General features: G+C 52.5%; 16 protein-coding genes. 8 read left to right on the top strand and 8 right to left on the bottom strand.

Features of this window, described 5'->3' with window-relative positions; genetic code table 11:
• Positions 1–60 precede the first annotated feature (60 nt).
• From AAGC78_RS19420 to AAGC78_RS19395, 6 genes are all read left to right on the top strand, one after another.
• On the top strand, positions 61–969 hold the full coding sequence (locus AAGC78_RS19420) for a hydrogen peroxide-inducible genes activator (RefSeq protein ID WP_435785766.1): 909 nt from the start codon (positions 61–63) through the stop codon (positions 967–969).
• A 15-nt stretch (positions 970–984) separates the two neighbouring features.
• Positions 985–3,114 carry an ATP-dependent DNA helicase RecG gene (gene recG / locus AAGC78_RS19415; protein WP_435785765.1) on the top strand — a complete coding sequence of 710 codons (2,130 nt, stop codon included), beginning with the start codon at positions 985–987 and terminating at the stop codon, positions 3,112–3,114.
• A 293-nt stretch (positions 3,115–3,407) separates the two neighbouring features.
• Positions 3,408–4,811 (top strand): HDOD domain-containing protein, encoded by a 1,404-nt coding sequence (locus AAGC78_RS19410; protein WP_435785764.1) that lies wholly within the window; start codon positions 3,408–3,410, stop codon positions 4,809–4,811.
• A 103-nt stretch (positions 4,812–4,914) separates the two neighbouring features.
• A complete protein-coding gene (locus tag AAGC78_RS19405) occupies positions 4,915–5,712 on the top strand; it encodes a hydratase (protein ID WP_435785763.1) in 798 nt (265 codons plus the stop codon).
• A gap of 12 nt (positions 5,713–5,724) precedes the next feature.
• Positions 5,725–6,138, top strand: a complete 414-nt coding sequence (locus AAGC78_RS19400; RefSeq protein WP_435785762.1) for an acyl-CoA thioesterase — start codon at positions 5,725–5,727, stop codon at positions 6,136–6,138.
• A gap of 3 nt (positions 6,139–6,141) precedes the next feature.
• Positions 6,142–6,888, top strand: a complete 747-nt coding sequence (locus AAGC78_RS19395; RefSeq protein WP_435785761.1) for a ZIP family metal transporter — start codon at positions 6,142–6,144, stop codon at positions 6,886–6,888.
• A gap of 13 nt (positions 6,889–6,901) precedes the next feature.
• Here the strand turns inward: AAGC78_RS19395 and AAGC78_RS19390 are convergent, their stop codons facing one another.
• From AAGC78_RS19390 to AAGC78_RS19370, 5 genes are all read right to left on the bottom strand, one after another.
• Positions 6,902–7,756, bottom strand: a complete 855-nt coding sequence (locus AAGC78_RS19390) for a UDP-2,3-diacylglucosamine diphosphatase (protein ID WP_435785760.1) — start codon at positions 7,754–7,756, stop codon at positions 6,902–6,904.
• Positions 7,757–7,839: 83 nt separating this feature from the next.
• Positions 7,840–8,073, bottom strand: coding sequence for a hypothetical protein (locus tag AAGC78_RS19385; RefSeq protein WP_435785759.1), 234 nt, complete (start codon positions 8,071–8,073; stop codon positions 7,840–7,842).
• A gap of 164 nt (positions 8,074–8,237) precedes the next feature.
• A complete protein-coding gene (gene znuB, locus AAGC78_RS19380) occupies positions 8,238–9,023 on the bottom strand; it encodes a zinc ABC transporter permease subunit ZnuB (RefSeq protein ID WP_435785758.1) in 786 nt (261 codons plus the stop codon).
• Positions 9,016–9,819, bottom strand: a complete 804-nt coding sequence (znuC, locus tag AAGC78_RS19375; protein WP_435785787.1) for a zinc ABC transporter ATP-binding protein ZnuC — start codon at positions 9,817–9,819, stop codon at positions 9,016–9,018. The genes znuB and znuC overlap by 8 nt, the downstream gene beginning before the upstream one ends.
• On the bottom strand, positions 9,812–10,327 hold the full coding sequence (locus AAGC78_RS19370) for a Fur family transcriptional regulator (RefSeq protein WP_435785757.1): 516 nt from the start codon (positions 10,325–10,327) through the stop codon (positions 9,812–9,814). The genes znuC and AAGC78_RS19370 overlap by 8 nt, the downstream gene beginning before the upstream one ends.
• Positions 10,328–10,460: 133 nt before the next feature.
• Between AAGC78_RS19370 and AAGC78_RS19365 the strand changes: the two genes are divergently transcribed.
• Positions 10,461–11,372: a zinc ABC transporter substrate-binding protein gene (locus tag AAGC78_RS19365; protein ID WP_435785756.1), complete on the top strand. Its 912-nt coding sequence runs from the start codon at positions 10,461–10,463 to the stop codon at positions 11,370–11,372.
• On the opposite strand, the gene AAGC78_RS19360 is transcribed toward AAGC78_RS19365, so the two are convergent.
• Positions 11,340–11,624 (bottom strand): hypothetical protein, encoded by a 285-nt coding sequence (locus tag AAGC78_RS19360; RefSeq protein WP_435785755.1) that lies wholly within the window; start codon positions 11,622–11,624, stop codon positions 11,340–11,342. The two genes, AAGC78_RS19365 and AAGC78_RS19360, sit on opposite strands and share 33 nt — an antisense overlap.
• A 320-nt stretch (positions 11,625–11,944) precedes the next feature.
• Entirely contained in the window at positions 11,945–12,223 is a 279-nt protein-coding gene (locus tag AAGC78_RS19355) for a hypothetical protein (RefSeq protein WP_435785754.1), read from the bottom strand.
• Between the two features lie 397 nt (positions 12,224–12,620).
• Between AAGC78_RS19355 and polA the strand changes: the two genes are divergently transcribed.
• Positions 12,621–15,422: a DNA polymerase I gene (polA, locus tag AAGC78_RS19350; RefSeq protein WP_435785753.1), complete on the top strand. Its 2,802-nt coding sequence runs from the start codon at positions 12,621–12,623 to the stop codon at positions 15,420–15,422.
• Between the two features lie 560 nt (positions 15,423–15,982).
• Here the strand turns inward: polA and yihA are convergent.
• Complete coding sequence (gene yihA, locus AAGC78_RS19345; protein WP_435785752.1) at positions 15,983–16,621, bottom strand: ribosome biogenesis GTP-binding protein YihA/YsxC; 639 nt, start codon at positions 16,619–16,621, stop codon at positions 15,983–15,985.
• Between the last annotated feature and the right edge of the window lie 231 nt (positions 16,622–16,852).

Genomic DNA, 16,852 nt, shown 5'->3' with positions numbered 1-16,852 from the left:
CTGATAGTTTTAGGCTATTCCAACAAAGCCTAGCAATGGATCTCACAACGGAGCTGCATCATGACCCTCACCGAACTGCGCTACATAGTCACCCTCGCTCAAGAACAACATTTTGGGCGCGCGGCAGATCGCTGTTATGTCAGCCAGCCGACCTTGAGTATTGCGGTTAAAAAGCTGGAGGATGAATTGGGGGTAGCGCTGTTCGAGCGCACCAAATCCCGCGTGCAACCTACACCTTTGGGTGAGCAAATTGTTGCCCAGGCGAATCTGGTGCTGGAGCAAACGGCGGCCATCAAAGACCTCGCCGATGCCGGTAAAGACCAGCTCAGCAGCCCGCTTTCGGTCGGCGCTATCTTCACCATTGGCCCTTATTTGCTGCCGAAGTTTATCCCGCATCTACAACAATTAGCGAGCAAAATGCCGCTCTACGTCGAAGAGGGCTACACCCACAATTTGCGCAAGAAGCTGCGCAATGGCGAGTTGGATGTGATTATCGTGGCGTTGCCGTTTGTCGAGCCAGATGTGGTTACCCAAACCCTTTACGACGAACCTTTTGTGGTGCTGATGCCGAAGGAGCACCCGCTCGCGGCAAAAGATGCACTTGATCCCAACGACCTGAACGACCAGCAATTGCTGTTGCTCGGTGAAGGCCACTGCTTCCGCGACCAAGTGCTCACCACCTGCCCGAGCTTGCAACACCATGGCGAAGCCAACGCCAGCAATGTGCGCACCGCCGCTGAGGGGAGTTCACTGGAAACCTTGCGCCATATGGTGGCGTCGGGACTCGGGTTGACGATTTTGCCTGCATCGGCAGCTGAAAGTTCGCTCTACAGCTCCGATGTACTGGTGACCCGTCCGTTTAATGAGCCATCGCCCAGCCGCACAGTTGCGCTCGCCTGGCGCGCCAGCTTCCCGCGCCACAAGGCGATTGATGCATTGCGTGCGGCCATTAAAGCCTGCCGCCACTGAGTTTAGTGCCGCTCGATGTCCTCCTCCCGCGCTGCTTCTGTCAGCGATAAAACCCTCGACCAAATTCCCGCCAGCGCCCTTAAGGGCGTTGGTGCCAGTTTGGCTGCAAAATTGGCGAAGATCGGCCTCTTTAGTGTGCAAGATATACTTTTGCACTTGCCGCTACGCTATATGGATCGCACCCGTATTACCCCGATTGGCGCGCTTCAGCCCAATACCAATGCGGTGATTGAAGCGGAGGTGCGCGCCTGCGATGTGGTGTTCGGCAAACGCCGCAGTCTGGTGTGTAAAGTCCAGGATGGAACCGGCACTATTACCCTGCGCTTCTACCACTTCAACAATGCGCAAAAGCAGCGTTTAGTGAATGGCACGCGCCTGCGGATTTTTGGTGAGACCCGGCGCGGCGCTTCCGGTTTGGAAATGTACCACCCGGAATACGATGAGCTGGATTCGGCTGCACCCTTGCCGCTGGAGCAGTCGCTAACACCCATTTACCCCGCTACCGAAGGCCTCACCCAGCCGCGCTTGCGTTCCCTTGCCGTACAGGCACTTACCTGGCTCGACAAACACGCGCTCAAGGAGTTATTGCCGGATGTAGTGCGGCGCCAGCTAAACCAATCTTCCCTCGCCGATGCTTTGCGTTATCTGCATCAGCCGCCGACTAACGCGAATATCCAGCAGTTGATGGATGGTGAACATCCCTACCAGCAGCGTTTGGCGTTTGAAGAATTGTTAGCGCATCACCTGAGTTTGCTGCTATTGCGCCGTGAAACCCAGGCCGATGGTGCCACCCGTCTCAAACTGGATAAATCGGTTCAGGCACGTTTTCTGGCGCAATTGGGTTTTAACCTGACGCGCGCCCAATCCCGCGTGGTCGAGGAAATCGCCGCCGATCTGGCCAAGCCGATCCCGATGCTGCGGTTGGTGCAGGGCGATGTCGGCTCGGGTAAAACCGTTGTTGCCGCATTGGCTGCATTGGCGGCGGTTGCCAGTGGCAAACAGGCGGCGATCATGGCGCCGACAGAAATTCTCGCCGAGCAGCATCGCCTCAACTTTGGTAAATGGCTTGAACCGCTGGGTATTAAACTCGGTTGGTTGACGGGCAAACTGAAAGTCGCCGAGCGGCGCACCCAGTTGGCGGCCATCGCCAGTGGCGAAGCGCAAGTAGTGGTCGGCACCCATGCGCTGTTTCAGGAGGCGGTGGTGTTTGCTGATCTTGGCTTGATCGTGATTGATGAGCAGCACCGCTTCGGCGTTCACCAGCGTTTGACCCTGTCGGAAAAAGGCAGCAGTAGCGATGAAAACCATCGTTCCGGTTTGCTGCGCCCGCATCAATTGATTATGACCGCCACACCCATTCCGCGTACCTTGGCGATGAGCGCTTACGCCGATCTCGATTGCTCAGTCATCGACGAATTACCTCCCGGTCGTACACCGATTTCGACTGTTGTAATTAGCGATAACCGCCGCGAAGAAGTGATTGAGCGTGTGCGCATGGCTTGCGAACAAGGCCGCCAAGCCTATTGGGTCTGCACCCTGATTGAAGAGTCCGAAGCGCTGGAGGCGCAGGCTGCCGAAGCCACCGCCGCGAACCTTACCGAATCCTTGCCGCATCTGCGTATTGGCTTGATCCATGGGCGTTTGAAACCGGCGGAGAAAGAAGCGGTGATGGCGGCGTTTAAAGCGAATCAGTTGGATTTGCTGGTCGCAACTACTGTGATTGAAGTCGGTGTGGATGTACCTAACGCCAGTTTGATGATTATCGAAAACCCCGAGCGCCTCGGTCTCGCTCAGTTGCACCAGCTGCGCGGTCGGGTAGGGCGGGGTTCGGCGGCAAGTCACTGTGTGCTTTTATATGGATCGCCGCTGTCGCAAAACAGCCGCGAGCGCTTGCGGGTGATGCGCGAAAGCAGTGACGGCTTTTATATCGCCGAGCAGGATCTACTGCTGCGCGGCCCCGGTGAGGTATTGGGCACGCGCCAGACCGGAGAGATGCAATTCAAAATTGCCGATTTACAGCGCGACAGCCATTTATTGCCCGAGGTAAAAGACGCGGCTCTGCTATTGATGAGTGATTATCCGCAATTATGTGGGCAGCTAGTGTTGCGTTGGTTGGGCGAAAACCAGCGTTATTTACAGGTGTAGATGCAGTCGTAAAAGCGCGTTTAGATCATCTTTGGCGGATAAGATCACATTGCAGTGTTAACTGCCGCATTATTTGCAGACTTATTGAAATCTTCACGCAGATTGCACCGTGCAGTTTTAAATTTGGACTATGCTTGGAAAGATCGTCTGCCGGGAATGCTGATCTCTGTTAATTGTTACGGTTCGGCTATATGAGAATTGTGCTTGCTGCATTACACTCAACGGACTAAACGGCCAAGAGTCATTTAACCCTATGTATATCAACCACTTGGAATTAATAAGAGGAGTCGGCCGTGCCAGTCCCTACCAGTGTTCAATCATTGCTCAACAAGCAAAATGCGCATTATCAAGTGGCTGAGGTGCCTGTGACTGAGAATGAAAGAGCTATCTGGCATGACCAGCATTTGCGCACCATGAGTGCCGCAAAGTCGGTCATCCTGCAAGATGAAAAAGGCCGTGTGCAGGTTATTTTTGCCGCCGACCGCTTGCTTGACCTCAAGGCGGTTAATCGCCAATTGGGGCGCGAGCTGCATGCTGCAAAGCCGGATGAGGTACATAAATTTTGCCTCTCCCACAATCTCCAGACGATTCCCGCATTGCCCAAACTCGCTGGTCTGCTGACGCTGATTGATCGCAGCTTGGTTGAGCGCAATGAATTGCTGGCCGATTCAGGCGACGACAAACAATTGCTGCGCTTCAGCCGCGAAGAATTCCAGCAGATTATGGATGACGCGACTATTTGCGACATCGCCGTCCCACTTGAGCCGCTGGAAGCCGATGACACCAGCACCAGCGACAACGACCAGATCCTCGGCGCGGTACGCAATTTTACCCAGCTGCGCGTGAAGCAGCGTTTGGAAGAAACCCTCGAATTACCGCCCTTATCGGATACCGCCCAGCGCATTATCAAGCTGCGTGTTAACCCTAATGCCGATATCAGCGATCTCGCCCAAATCGTCGAGACCGACCCGAGCCTTGCAGCGCAAGTAGTGAGTTGGGCTGCATCGCCTTACTATTCGGCGCCGGGCAAAATCAAATCTATTCACGATGCTATCGTCCGCGTATTGGGCTTTGACATGGTGCTCAACCTCGCGCTGGGTCTATCGCTCGGCAAAGCCATGACCATCCCCAAAGAAGGCCCGCACGGCGCACTGCCTTATTGGCAGCAAGCGGTGTATATGGCGGCGACCATTGAAGGTTTGGTGACGGCGATTCCGCGCGACCATCGCCCGAGTTTTGGTATGGCCTACCTGTGCGGCTTGCTGCATAACTTTGGCTACCTGATTCTGGCGGAAGTATTCCCACCCTATTTCCACAGTTATTGCGAGCTGGCAGATACCAATCCCCACGTTGATCATCAGGCCGTTGAGCGTCATTTACTCGGTGTTACCCGCGAGCAAATGGGCGCTGCCTTGATGTCACTTTGGTCGATGCCGGAAGAAGTGGTGGTTGGTCTGCGCTACCAGAACAATCCGAATTACCAAGGCGAGTACGCGGTCTACGCCAAGCTGATTTTTGTCGCCCAGCGCTTGTTGCACCAGCACAATATTGGTCGCGGCCCGAAATTGGAGATCCCGCCGCATGTCTTTGAAGACTTGCATCTGGATCCGGAAAAGGCCTACACCACAGTGGCGAATATTATTGAGTCGAGCGATGACCTCAAGCACATCGCCCACGAGTTATCGCCGCACCATTAAGCCGAACTTGCTGTGACCAAAACCCCTTTTTTAAGGGGTTTTTTATTTATGATGCGAACACTTTTGATAAGTACATGATCCCTACAAAAATGAGATGCGATTTATGACTGATTTTCCCGCCGCTAATGCTGCTGCAATCCTGGTTGCGCGCCGTGTCGATGGCAGCCAGGGCGAGCGTTTGCCCGAAGCCTGTCGCCCGCAAAATTTGGAGCAGGCGCTGGCGATACAAGCCGCTGTCACCGAGCAATGGTGCGCGCAAATGGACGATAGTATCGGCGGCTGGAAGTGCCTGTTGCCGCCGCAAGACAAACTGGTCGTCGGCCCTATCTATACCCGCACTATCGATTCGGTGCCACCGGTGAGCCTATGGGCAAAAACCACTGCCGAAGGCGAGCGGGCGCGCATCGAACCGGAGCTGGCATTTTTCTTCGGTCAGGATTTGCCACCGCGCGCCGAGCCCTATACACCCGCCGATGTGGATGCAGCCATCGCCCGTACCCACATGGCACTGGAGTTGATCAATAGCCGCTACACAGATCCCGCCAGTTGCGAATTTCCCGAGATGCTCGCCGATGGTTTAGTGAACCAGGGCTTGTTTATCGGCCCGCAAGTGGATTCGGATAACGCGCGCGGCGCGAGCAGTTTTACCATCACCCTGACCTGCGCCAATGGCGAAGTGATCGAGCGCCAGGGGCAACACCCGAATACCCATCCGCGCGCGCCGCTCTATTGGTTGGCGGAATTTTTGCGCAGCCGCGGCGAGGGCATAGTCGCCGGGCAGGCGGTAATCACTGGCTCCTACGCGGGCGTGATCGAGGTGCCGCTCAACACCGATATCCAGATCGACTATGCTGGTCTGGGTAGCATGCAGGTTAGTTTTACTGCCAAACACGCGCTTTAAGGAGTCGCCCTCATGACCCAAGATGAACAAACTACGCCGTTTTTTTCCTGCGAAATTCCCGTCCGTTGGGGCGATATGGATGCCTACGGCCACGTCAATAACACCCTCTACTTCCGCTATTTTGAAGAGGCGCGCTTTATGTGGATGCTGGAAAAAGGCGTCCCGCTTAAGAGCGATACTCACCCGGTAGTCGTCACTATTGGCTGCACCTTTTTGCGGCCGATTTTTCATCCCGAAACCCTGCGTATTGATGTGTTCCTGAGCGAGCAGGGACGTTCCAGCTTCATGGTCAAATACAAGGTCTACACCTCAAGCCAGCCGGATACCGCCGCTGCCGAAGGTTATTCGAAAGTGGTCTGGGTTAGCAGCGCCGATGGCAAATCGGTACCGCTACCGGATTTGGTACGTAACTGGTTCGGCAGTTAATTCATGCCCCTGTGGCTGGAAGCCGGATTCTGGGGTTTTGTCGCCGCCAGTGCGTTGTTGGTGGGGGCGGCGCTCGGTTGGTTTATCCGTTTCCCGCCTAAAGCGGTCGCCTATGTGATGGCCTTCGGTAGCGGTGTCTTATTGGCCGCGCTGAGTTTTGATTTGGTGGCTGATTCGCTGGCGCAATCCGGGGTAAGTTGGGTGGCGGGTGGATTTATCGGCGGGGCGATTACCTTTTCGCTGATTAATTATTGGTTGAATACTCCCGAAACCAAACACCGCAAACGTTCAGGTCATCAACAGCCAGCGGCGAATAATACTGGTGTCGCTATAGCCGCAGGTACTTTGCTCGATGGTATTCCCGAATCCATGGCGATAGGCTTATTGGTCGCCAGTGGTGGCAAACTGAGTCTGGCTACAGTCGCTGCAATTTTTATCTCGAATATTCCCGAAGCCTTATCCAGCACTGCCGGCATGCGCCGCGCCGGTCGTTCGGGCTGGTTTATGGTGCGGCTTTGGGGTGGGATGGCGGTGTTATCGGGTGGGTTTGCGATTATCGGTGCGGCCTTTTTCGGCAGCGCACCCGAGCACATCAAAGCCCTGATTACCTGTATCGCTGCTGGTGGCATTTTTGCCATGGTAGTGGAGACGATGATTCCCGAAGCCTTCGCCGAAACCCATGAATTATCAGGCTTGATTGCCGCGGCCGGTTTTATCGTCGCCGTTACCATGCAGGCACTGGAGGCCTGAGTCCTACCTTCTATCAAGCGCTTTGCGCGACATCCAAATCTTGCCAGCTAATCTTGTCGCTGTGATGCAACAGGCGCATCACGCCGTGATGATCTTCTACCAGCGCAGTGCAGTTTTCGATCCAGTCGCCGCAGTTGGCGTAGCGTAAACCCGCCTCTTCGCGCAGCGCCGGGTAGTGGATATGGCCGCAGACAACGCCGTCGTAACCGCGTCGTTTGGCTTCGGCCAGCGCTTCTTTTTCGTAGGTTTCTATCGCCGCTTTTGCGCCTTTGATATTGCTTTTGATCAACCCGGCCAGCGAGAAATAGGGGCGCCCCGCCAACTTGCGGATGCGGTCAGACCAGCGGTTGATAAACAGCAATAACTCGTAACCGTGGTCGCCAACTACACGCTTCAACCAGCTGTGGTTGATGTAGGCGTCCATGGCGTCGCCGTGCATGACCAACAGGCGTTTGCCGTCGGCGGTGACATATTCATGTTCCTGCGCAATCTCAATCGGGCCAAATAACTGGCCGCTGAAATGGCGGATGGGGTCGTCGTGGTTGCCGGGAACATAGACCACACGTACGCCTTTGGCCGCCAGCTCGTAAAACTTCAACATCACCTGATAGTGCTTTTGCGGCCAGCAGAAGCGGCGCTTGAGCGACCAGAGATCGACAATATCGCCCACCAGATACAGGGTATCGCAGTGGATATTGTTGAGGAATTCGAGCAGGTAATCTGCCTTGCAGTCGCGAAACCCGAGGTGGATATCAGAGATCCAGACAGTTCGGGCATTGATCAAATAACTGGCAGGTTTGGGCGGAAGGGCGTAATCGGCGTTGGGGGCAAGCAGGTGCGCAGCGAGGGCATTGGCGGAAGTATTCATGGTGCGTTTCCGTAGCTGTTTCACCCTAGCTTGCGGCGAACATGTGACGAAAACGCAACATTTTGATGAACTTTGGGTGACAGCTAGCTCGCCTTATGGGTGACTTGCTGAAGTGCAGTCTGGTCTTGAATTAACCAGTCCAACACCGCCTGGCGGCTTTCCAGCATCTCGCGATAGGTTTGCAGCACGATCGGATTGGGGCTGGGTTGCTGTTGCAGATGCTCGATCCGCGCCAGTAAAAAGTTGATGTCGTTTTGCACTTTTTCGGCAACTTCCGTGCTGTTAAATGCTTCGTTACCGATATTGAGAATAGTCATTGGGCGTTTTCCTTGCTGATTTTGCCGCCAGACTTTGCAATTGCGTCATGGCGGGATGCTGGTCAGTATCCTTGAATCCCAATTGTGAAAACAGTCGCAATTCTCGCTAATGCGTGTGCGATTTGGCTTACAAGAAAAGCTGTCCTGCGCGCCTGAAAAGCAGCTTAGGCTTGCTGCTTTTTCAGTAGGGTCAGGCCAAACAGCAGGGTTGCCGAGAGCACAATAGCGGGACCGGCGGGGCTATCCCACCAGTAGGAAGCGGCCAGACCGGCGAGCACGGCGACAATCCCGAGCAGGCTGGATACCACGGCCATCTGCTCCGGGGTATTGGTGAGGCGGCGGCTGGCGGCGGCGGGGATAATTAGCAGCGCGGTGATCAGCAATACACCGACCACTTTCATCGCAATCGCAATCACCAGCGCCATCAGTAGCATCAGCGCAGTGCGTACGCGCGTCACCGGCACACCTTCTACTTGCGCCAATTCCTCATGCACGGTAATCGCCAACAGTGGGCGCCACAGCCAGGCGAGAGCGGCAATTACCAGCAGGGAGATAACCCAGATGCTGATCACATCCGTTTGGCTGACCGACAATATATCGCCAAACAGATAGGCCATAAGGTCGATGCGGTTTTCGCTAAATACGCTGACGCAAATCAGTCCGAGCGCGAGGGTAGAGTGGGACAAAATTCCCAGCAGCGTATCGGTGGCGAGGAAGCGGTTGTTCTGCAGCGCCACCAAAATCAGCGCCAATAACAGGCAGCCGAGCGCGATGGCGAGGTTGAGGTTGATATCCAACAGCAGCCCAAAAGTTACGCCGAGCAGCGCCGAGTGGGCGAGGGTATCACCGAAGTAGGCCATGCGACGCCAGACTGCAAAGGCGCCCAAAGGACCGGCGACCAGCGCTACCGCTATGCCTGCAAGCAGGGCGAGGAGTAAAAAGTCAGGCATGGTCATGTCCGCATGAACTGTCGTGGCGATGCACGTGAGCGCCGGGTTTGGTGGTGATTACATTGCCGTGGGCGTCGTGCTGGTGATCGTGGTGATGAGTGTAAATCGCCACTTGCGGCGGGTTAGCGAGTCCGGCTGTTTCACCAAACAGCGCCAGATACGCGGGATCGTTGGTCACCTGTTCTGGGTGCCCTTCACAGCAGACATGCTGGTTGAGGCAGATCACCGTATCGGTATTGGCCATCACCAAATGCAAGTCGTGGGATACCAACAGCACGCCACACTGGCGGCGGTTGCGGATTTCATTGATCAAGGCATAAAGCGCCGATTGTCCGGTCACATCCACACCTTGCACCGGCTCATCCAACACCAGTAATTGTGGATCGCGCAGCAGCGCACGCGCCAGCAGTACCCGCTGGGTTTCCCCGCCCGAGAGTGACTGCATTGGCATGTTGATCAACTTGTCGATGCCAGTGAGTGCCAGTGTTTCATCCAGATCGGCGCGCGCCTTGCCGCCAAGCGCCAGAAAGCGCGCGACTGTCAGCGGTAAGCTGGGTTCGATGTGGAGTTTTTGCGGCATATAGCCGATGCGCAAATCTGGCGCTTTTTCGATAGTGCCTTCATCGACTTTGATCAAGCCGAGTACGGCGCGCACTAAGGTGGTTTTACCTGCGCCATTAGGGCCGATCAGGGTGACAATTTTGCCTGGATGTAGGGTCAAATCAGCGCGCTGCAATATTTGCTGGCCATTGCGTACTACGCCCAGCCCGCGCGCCTGAATCAGGAAATCAGCCATGGTGGTGATGCTCGCTGTGCGCATCTGCGCCCGTAGCACAATTGGCACAGAGTCCAGACACCTCCAAGGATTGGGTTTCCACCACAAATCCCGCCTCCTGCGCTACGCCGATAATCTGCTGGCTCAGCGCCGGTTGGTCGAGCTCAATGGCAATACCGCAGGAGCGGCAAATCAGGAAATGGCTCTGGTGTTTGATCGTCGGTGAAGGACAGCCAATAAAGGCATTGAGTACATTAATCCGGTGGATTAAGCCTTGCTCCAGCAGGAAATCCAGCGCGCGGTAAACCGTTGGCGGCGCCACGCGGCGAGTGTTGGCTTTGGCCAACATCTCCATCAAGGTATAAGCGCCCAGCGGCTTGTGGTTTTGCCAGATCAGCTCCAGCACCTGCAAGCGCAAATCGGTCAGGCGCACGCCGCGCCCGATACAAAGTTGGCGTGCAGCCTCAAGCGCATCGCTGATGCAATGGTTGTGATCGTGATGACTACAGGCGATGGGGGTGTGTTCCATGGCGTATCCCGCGTTAATCGCGCCCAACCGTTAATCGTGTACAACATTGGGCAGCTAAAGGGCGATGTAAATTCCCGGCTATGTTACTCTATAACCTTTCATCTGGCATGCATTTCACGGGATCGTTTGGGTTATGGGGTATCGCGGTAGATTTTTCCGGCGCGCACTGGCTCTTTTGGGGCTGGGCTTGATATTGGCAGCACCGGCGCAGGCAAAATTGCAGGTATTGGCGAGCATCAAACCCTTGGCGTTGATTGCGCAGGAAGTCGCTGGCGATCAAGCGCGCGTCGATACTTTGCTCCCTATCACCGCATCGCCCCATGACTACCCACTCAAGATGTCTGACCACAAACGATTGCGCGCGGCTGATCTGGTGCTGTGGATTGGCCCGGAAATGGAAAGTTTTCTTGCGCGTCCTTTAAGCAGCCTGCCTGCCGACAAGCTCATCACCAGCTATCAATTGGCGGGGTTGAATTGGCCGGAAGAGGTGCAGGAGGATGGCCATCACCACACGAATCACGTACATCTCGGCAAAGACCCGCATTTGTGGCTGGATCCGCGCAATGCAATCCTGATCGCGCAGGCATTGGCGGAGCGTTTGGCGCAGTTGCAACCGGCCTCGGCCGCACAATTCCGCGCAAATGCCCAGCGCTTTGCGGCCAGTGTCCAGCAACTGGATCAACAATTGGCAGCGCAACTGGCACCGGTTAAGGATGTGGGGTTTGCGGTTTATCACGAAGGTTACGGCCATTTTGTCGGCCGCTATGACTTGCATCAGGTTGCTTATGTAACCTACAGCCCTGAGCGTCGCCCGGGAGCAAAGCACTTGCAGGAGTTACGCGAGATTTTGGCCAAAGAAGGGGAGTGCTTGTTTATGGAACCCTACTACAAAGTGCAGGGTATGGAAGAGATGGCGACCTCGCTCAACTTGCGTATCGGTTTGCTGGACCCAATCGGCGGGCAACAGGTTTCCAGCTACCAACAACTACTTCAGCAGCTCAGCGAGAGTTTTTTAACCTGCCTTGCGGATCGGCGTAACCGCTGAGGCGTGAAACGGCTTGCGCATTTTCACATTGCGCGCTTCCAGCATATCCAGCTGGCGCGAATTCAACTCCATCACAAACGAATCATAATACTGACGAACATCTTTGTCGGTTGAAGCACCTGCATCCTGCAATAAAGCCAACATGCCATCCGGTGTTGCCATGCGATGGCGGACTCCGGTTTTGTGATAAACACAGCTCGCCAGTTGTTGCATGCGAAAAATGGCTGTTTGCGAAAAAATGAGGGTGTCCATGACAGCTCCCAGGGTAGTTAATAGCAGTTAAGACGCGACTCATCCATGACGGTGTAATGCACAGCTGATGGCTGTAATCGTCCCTGCAAATTCGAGTCTAGGGCAAAAAATAAACAGGTCGAGGGACTATGGCGCCAGTGCCATAGCAAATTACAAATTTGTGACCGACATAAAAAAAGGCCCCGCACCGGTCTAACAAAAAGTTATAAGACCATCTGCAGGGCTAATACACGAGGAGATAAAAAGGGATAAGACCAAGCAAAAACAAAAACTTACGAGAAATCATGCTTCACCGAGGTGCGCTCGGTGAGGCGGAATATTTACAGAGTAAATTGAGTAGCTACTTTAGCTGCCAATTGTTGTTCGAACTTGGCATTTGCCACTTCCGCCAACACATTGGTCTTTTCAGTCAAATTTTCCTTAATACGCAATTCTGCGTCTTCAACTGAAGCTACCTGGGTGGCCACCGCAGTGGTCGCCAATGGAGCTTGTTGGTTCAATTTCCCTGTGTTGGCGCCAGTAAGAGCCAAGGTCAAAGTAGAGAAAGTTAATGCTGCAGTTAAAGCTAGGTTTACGAAAGTTTGAGCTAGTTTTTTCATCGTGGGTTCCTCCGATGGTTTTTAAATTCCAGTCGCCTTGTGAGCAACCTTTCTGTCTTGGGTTAAGTTAAGAGGCTTCATCAAGTTTGGTTTGGACTTTCTGTTACCTCTTGTTACTCATAGTAACACATTATTTTTAATTGGCTAGTCCCCGGTTAAACAATTTAGTTATACAGATCGATAAAATGTGAATAAATACCGTGTGTTAGGGTTTTAATCTAAATTTTTAATCAAGTTTGGCGCGTGGTAACACATTTTTGTGTTGGTAACACTTTTAGTCACATTGCATCATAGGTGTTACCAGGGATTGTGTTACCAGAAGCGGTACGATTGGTTATGAGGGGCTTTGGTGTATCCTTCCGGCATTCGAAATCGTCCTTGGTTACCAATATTTGCTATGAATCAGCCTCAAATCTCTCCCGCTCCGCTCGTTCTCGTCGATGGTTCTTCTTATCTATACCGCGCTTACCATGCGTTGCCGCCGCTAACTAATTCCAAAGGGCAGCCAACCGGCGCAGTGAAAGGCGTAGTAAATATGATGCGCCGCTTGATAAAGGATTATCCGGGCAGCCCTATCGCCGTTGTGTTTGACGCGAAAGGCAAAACCTTTCGCGATGAAATATTCGCCGAGTACAAAGCGAATCGCCCGCCAATGCCCGATGATTTGCGCCCGCAGGTTCAACCGATTCTCGATATCGTTCAGGCGATGGGTTTGCCGCTGTTGGTAATTGATGGCGTAGAGGCTGACGATGTGATTGGTACGCTCGCGCGACAAGCAACCGAACAACAACGCGCAGTGGTGATTTCAACGGGCGATAAAGATATGGCGCAGTTGGTGAACGAGCACGTCACGCTCGTGAACACCATGACAGAAACGGTGTTGGATATTCCCGGTGTAAATGCCAAATACGGTTTTGGTCCGGAATTGATGATTGATTATCTTGCGCTCATGGGCGACAAGGTCGATAACATTCCCGGTGTGCCTGGCGTTGGCGAAAAAACCGCGCAAGGATTAATTCAGGGAATGGGCGGACTGGATGCAATCTACGCCGATTTGGAAAAAGTGCGCACGCTTTCATTTCGCGGCGCAAAAACAATGCCGGAAAAATTAATTGAACATCGCGAGATGGCGTATTTGTCTTATCTGCTCGCCACAATTAAAACCGATGTTGAATTACCTCTTGGTCCTGAATCAATTCATAACGCACAACCGGACAACAATCGCTTGCGCGATTTGTTTGAAGATCTGGAATTTAAAAATTGGGTTAAAGACTTAGGTGAAGCTAATAGTGCGCCCGCATCTGCAGCAACAGACGGTGTCGCTGCAATTTCAGGTGGTGTAGAAGACGCTGCAGAAAAAAATGCTCAAATTACGCCAGCAACACCAACTGAAATTCACTATGACATTATTACCGATAAAGCGTTATTCGCCGATTGGCTTGTGCGTTTGCAGCAAGTAACACAATTTTCTTTCGATACTGAAACAACTGCGCTGGAAATCATGGATGCGCGTATCGTCGGTGTGAGCTTTGCGACTGAAGCCGGTGTTGCTGCGTACATTCCCTGCGGTCACGATTATATGGGCGCACCGGAACAACTTGAGCTAGAGTGGGTTTTGCAAGAATTAAAACCGATTCTGGAAGATGCGAAAAAAATAAAGATTGGTCAGAATTTAAAATACGATCGCAGTGTATTACTTAATTACGGAATCGAATTGCGCGGCATTGAATTCGATACCATGCTCGAATCCTACGTGTGGAATTCCATTGGTAGCCGCCACAATATGGATGATCTCGCACAAAATTATCTCGATTACAAAACCGTAACTTTTGAAGAAATCGCTGGCAAAGGTGTTAAGCAACTTACCTTCAATCAATTAAAAATTGAAGATGCAGGTCACTATGCTGCGGAAGATGCTGACATCACTTTGCGCTTGCACCAATTTTTCTGGTCACAGCTGGAACATGTAGCGCCCTTAAAATCCGTCTTTGAAAAAATTGAAATGCCGCTCTTGCCGGTGCTCTCCCGCATCGAACGTAACGGAACTCTGGTTGATGCAAAATTGTTGGGTCAACAGAGTTTGGAATTAGGTGAGCGATTAACGCAACTTGAACGCAAAGCTTATGAAATTGCGGGCAAGGAATTTAATTTAAGTTCACCCAAACAATTGGGTGCAATCTTATTTGATGAGCAAAAATTACCGGTACTGAAAAAAACGCCGACTGGAACACCATCGACTGCAGAGGAAGTGTTGCAAGAGTTGGCGTTGGATTATCCATTGCCTAAAGTGTTGATGGAGTATCGCGGTCTGGCGAAATTAAAATCGACTTACACCGATAAATTACCGCTGGTGATTAATAAACGCACCGGTCGAATTCATACCAGTTATCACCAGGCAGTTGCAGCGACTGGTCGTTTGTCATCGCAAGACCCTAACTTGCAAAATATCCCGATTAAAACGGAAGAAGGCCGCCGTATTCGTCAGGCATTTGTTGCACCGCAAGGTTATAAATTGGTTGCCGCGGACTACTCGCAAATTGAATTGCGCATCATGGCGCATTTATCTGACGATGCCGGTTTGCTCAGTGCGTTTGAAAAAGGTTTGGATGTGCACCGTGCGACGGCTGCAGAAGTATTTGGTGTGGCACTGGATTCGGTTTCGTCCGAAATGCGTCGCAGCGCCAAAGCAATTAACTTCGGTTTGATTTACGGCATGTCGGCGTTTGGTCTCGCCAAACAATTGCATCTCGGCCGCAATGAAGCGCAGCAATATATTGATCGCTACTTCGAGCGCTATCCCGGTGTGCAGCGTTACATGAATAATATTCGCGCGCTCGCCCATGAGCAGGGTTATGTTGAGACCTTGTTTGGTCGTCGTTTATATCTGCCCGAGATCAATGCCAAAAACAAAAATCTGCAAATGGGCGCAGAGCGCACGGCGATCAATGCCCCAATGCAAGGTACTGCGGCAGACATTATTAAAACCGCGATGATCAAAGTGCAGGCCTGGTTGGACGCGTCACAGCTGGATGCAAAAATCATTATGCAAGTACACGATGAATTGGTGTTGGAAGTGGCGGAGGCACAGGTTGAGCAAGTACGAGCGGGTCTGATCGAACACATGTCGGCTGCAGCCACGCTTAAAGTGCCGTTATTGGTGGAGGCCGGTGTGGGCGATAATTGGGATGAGGCACATTAACGCTGGCATTACCTCTGGGATAAGATGCGCCAAGCATAAGTTAGATGAACCTTATCTTAACGGCGTGTCGAAATAGGGGTTTTCTGAGTCAGATATTGCACAATTTGAAAATCGTAAGTGATTGTTAAATAATAAGTTTTTATAATTAACAAAGAATTGTGCAAGTTTTTTTAAAATAGTTTGAACTTATTTTGAAAGGGGTGGGTCTCAGTTATGTGTGTTTTACGATCATGAGCTAACTCCTCCCCTAATGGCGTTTAAGCCAGCTGAGCGAAATGTATAGATGCTAAGCCAACCCCGATTTTATCGGGGTTTTTTTTGCCTGTAATTTGGTGAAAAAAATGGGGAATTGTGCAAAAAGTGTTGCAGTTACAAAGCTTTACGTTTCGGCCTGAACTTTTTTCGACGCTCTTGAGTCCTATCTACAACGTTGATTCATGGAGCTTATGTTTTACCGGTTTACCCTTTGTTGTCTTCTCTTGGTCTCTGACCTAGCCCATCTGGCATCACCCCAAGGGTGCCAGTTCTTTCCGATGATTTACCCAAATCATCGGTTTTTTTTATTGGGGCGCCGGTTCTTCTTGAGCTTGGTCTTGCTCCGGTGCTAGCCAAAATTGCAGCTTCGCTTTTAGCTCATCCAGACCCGCATATTTCAAAGCAGAAAAACACTGCACGCTGACCAGTTCATTGAGTTTGGCCTGCTTGAGTTGTTTTTGTACCGCGAACAGGGAATTGTTGGCTTGCATGCGGCTCAGCTTGTCCGCTTTGGTGAGCAGTATGTGGACTGGCATATTGCCCCTGATCGCCCAATCCAGCATGGTGGTATCGAACTCTTGCAGCGGGTGGCGGATATCCATCAAGAGCACCAGACCTTTCAGGCATTGGCGCTTTTGCAGGTACTCGGATAAATCCCGCTGCCACTTTTCTTTTTGGTCACGCGATACCTTGGCGTAGCCATAGCCCGGTAGATCCACTAGCCGCTGGGTATCGCTTACATTAAAAAAGTTGATCAGCTGGGTGCGGCCGGGAGTTTTACTGGTGCGCGCCAGCTTTTGGTTGGTCAAGGCGTTGATGGCGCTTGATTTGCCCGCGTTAGAGCGGCCGGCAAAGGCGACTTCAGAGCCGGTTTCCGGTGGGCATTCGCGGATGCTGGGGGCGCTCTTGGTAAAATAAGCCTTGGTAAATACGATCTCGGTCAAGATAATAACCCTTCAAAATAGTGTGTTATTAGCGCGTTGGTAATATAATGCCGCCGCTTTTACCGGCCGCCGTGCGCGCCAAAAGCGGGATTTCTGCGGAATAGGGGTGGGATTGTAGCTTGTTGACCCGTCATTAAGCGAACCTCAGGCTAATTCTTGCTTATACTCGTTATCTAAAGACGCACGCATAACAATCAGATTCATCGATCAAATCGGATTAGCCAATGAAAC

Origin of the sequence: Cellvibrio sp. (assembly GCF_039207905.1) — a bacterium.
In the GTDB taxonomy this organism is placed as follows: domain Bacteria; phylum Pseudomonadota; class Gammaproteobacteria; order Pseudomonadales; family Cellvibrionaceae; genus Cellvibrio.
The sequence above is the reverse complement of the archived record's forward strand: the minus strand, read 5'-3'. Positions and strand labels throughout refer to the sequence as shown.

What these genes read in the sequence shown, in the direction of transcription:
- znuC (WP_435785787.1), bottom strand. Translation starts at nt 9,819, where the DNA reads ATGGCTGATTTCCTGATTCAGGCGCGCGGGCTGGGCGTAGTACGCAAT.
- AAGC78_RS19365 (WP_435785756.1), top strand. Translation starts at nt 10,461, where the DNA reads ATGGGGTATCGCGGTAGATTTTTCCGGCGCGCACTGGCTCTTTTGGGG.
- AAGC78_RS19370 (WP_435785757.1), bottom strand. Translation starts at nt 10,327, where the DNA reads ATGGAACACACCCCCATCGCCTGTAGTCATCACGATCACAACCATTGC.
- AAGC78_RS19355 (WP_435785754.1), bottom strand. Translation starts at nt 12,223, where the DNA reads ATGAAAAAACTAGCTCAAACTTTCGTAAACCTAGCTTTAACTGCAGCA.
- polA (WP_435785753.1), top strand. Translation starts at nt 12,621, where the DNA reads ATGAATCAGCCTCAAATCTCTCCCGCTCCGCTCGTTCTCGTCGATGGT.
- AAGC78_RS19400 (WP_435785762.1), top strand. Translation starts at nt 5,725, where the DNA reads ATGACCCAAGATGAACAAACTACGCCGTTTTTTTCCTGCGAAATTCCC.
- AAGC78_RS19405 (WP_435785763.1), top strand. Translation starts at nt 4,915, where the DNA reads ATGACTGATTTTCCCGCCGCTAATGCTGCTGCAATCCTGGTTGCGCGC.
- AAGC78_RS19385 (WP_435785759.1), bottom strand. Translation starts at nt 8,073, where the DNA reads ATGACTATTCTCAATATCGGTAACGAAGCATTTAACAGCACGGAAGTT.
- AAGC78_RS19395 (WP_435785761.1), top strand. Translation starts at nt 6,142, where the DNA reads ATGCCCCTGTGGCTGGAAGCCGGATTCTGGGGTTTTGTCGCCGCCAGT.
- znuB (WP_435785758.1), bottom strand. Translation starts at nt 9,023, where the DNA reads ATGCCTGACTTTTTACTCCTCGCCCTGCTTGCAGGCATAGCGGTAGCG.
- AAGC78_RS19420 (WP_435785766.1), top strand. Translation starts at nt 61, where the DNA reads ATGACCCTCACCGAACTGCGCTACATAGTCACCCTCGCTCAAGAACAA.
- AAGC78_RS19360 (WP_435785755.1), bottom strand. Translation starts at nt 11,624, where the DNA reads ATGGACACCCTCATTTTTTCGCAAACAGCCATTTTTCGCATGCAACAA.
- AAGC78_RS19390 (WP_435785760.1), bottom strand. Translation starts at nt 7,756, where the DNA reads ATGAATACTTCCGCCAATGCCCTCGCTGCGCACCTGCTTGCCCCCAAC.
- recG (WP_435785765.1), top strand. Translation starts at nt 985, where the DNA reads ATGTCCTCCTCCCGCGCTGCTTCTGTCAGCGATAAAACCCTCGACCAA.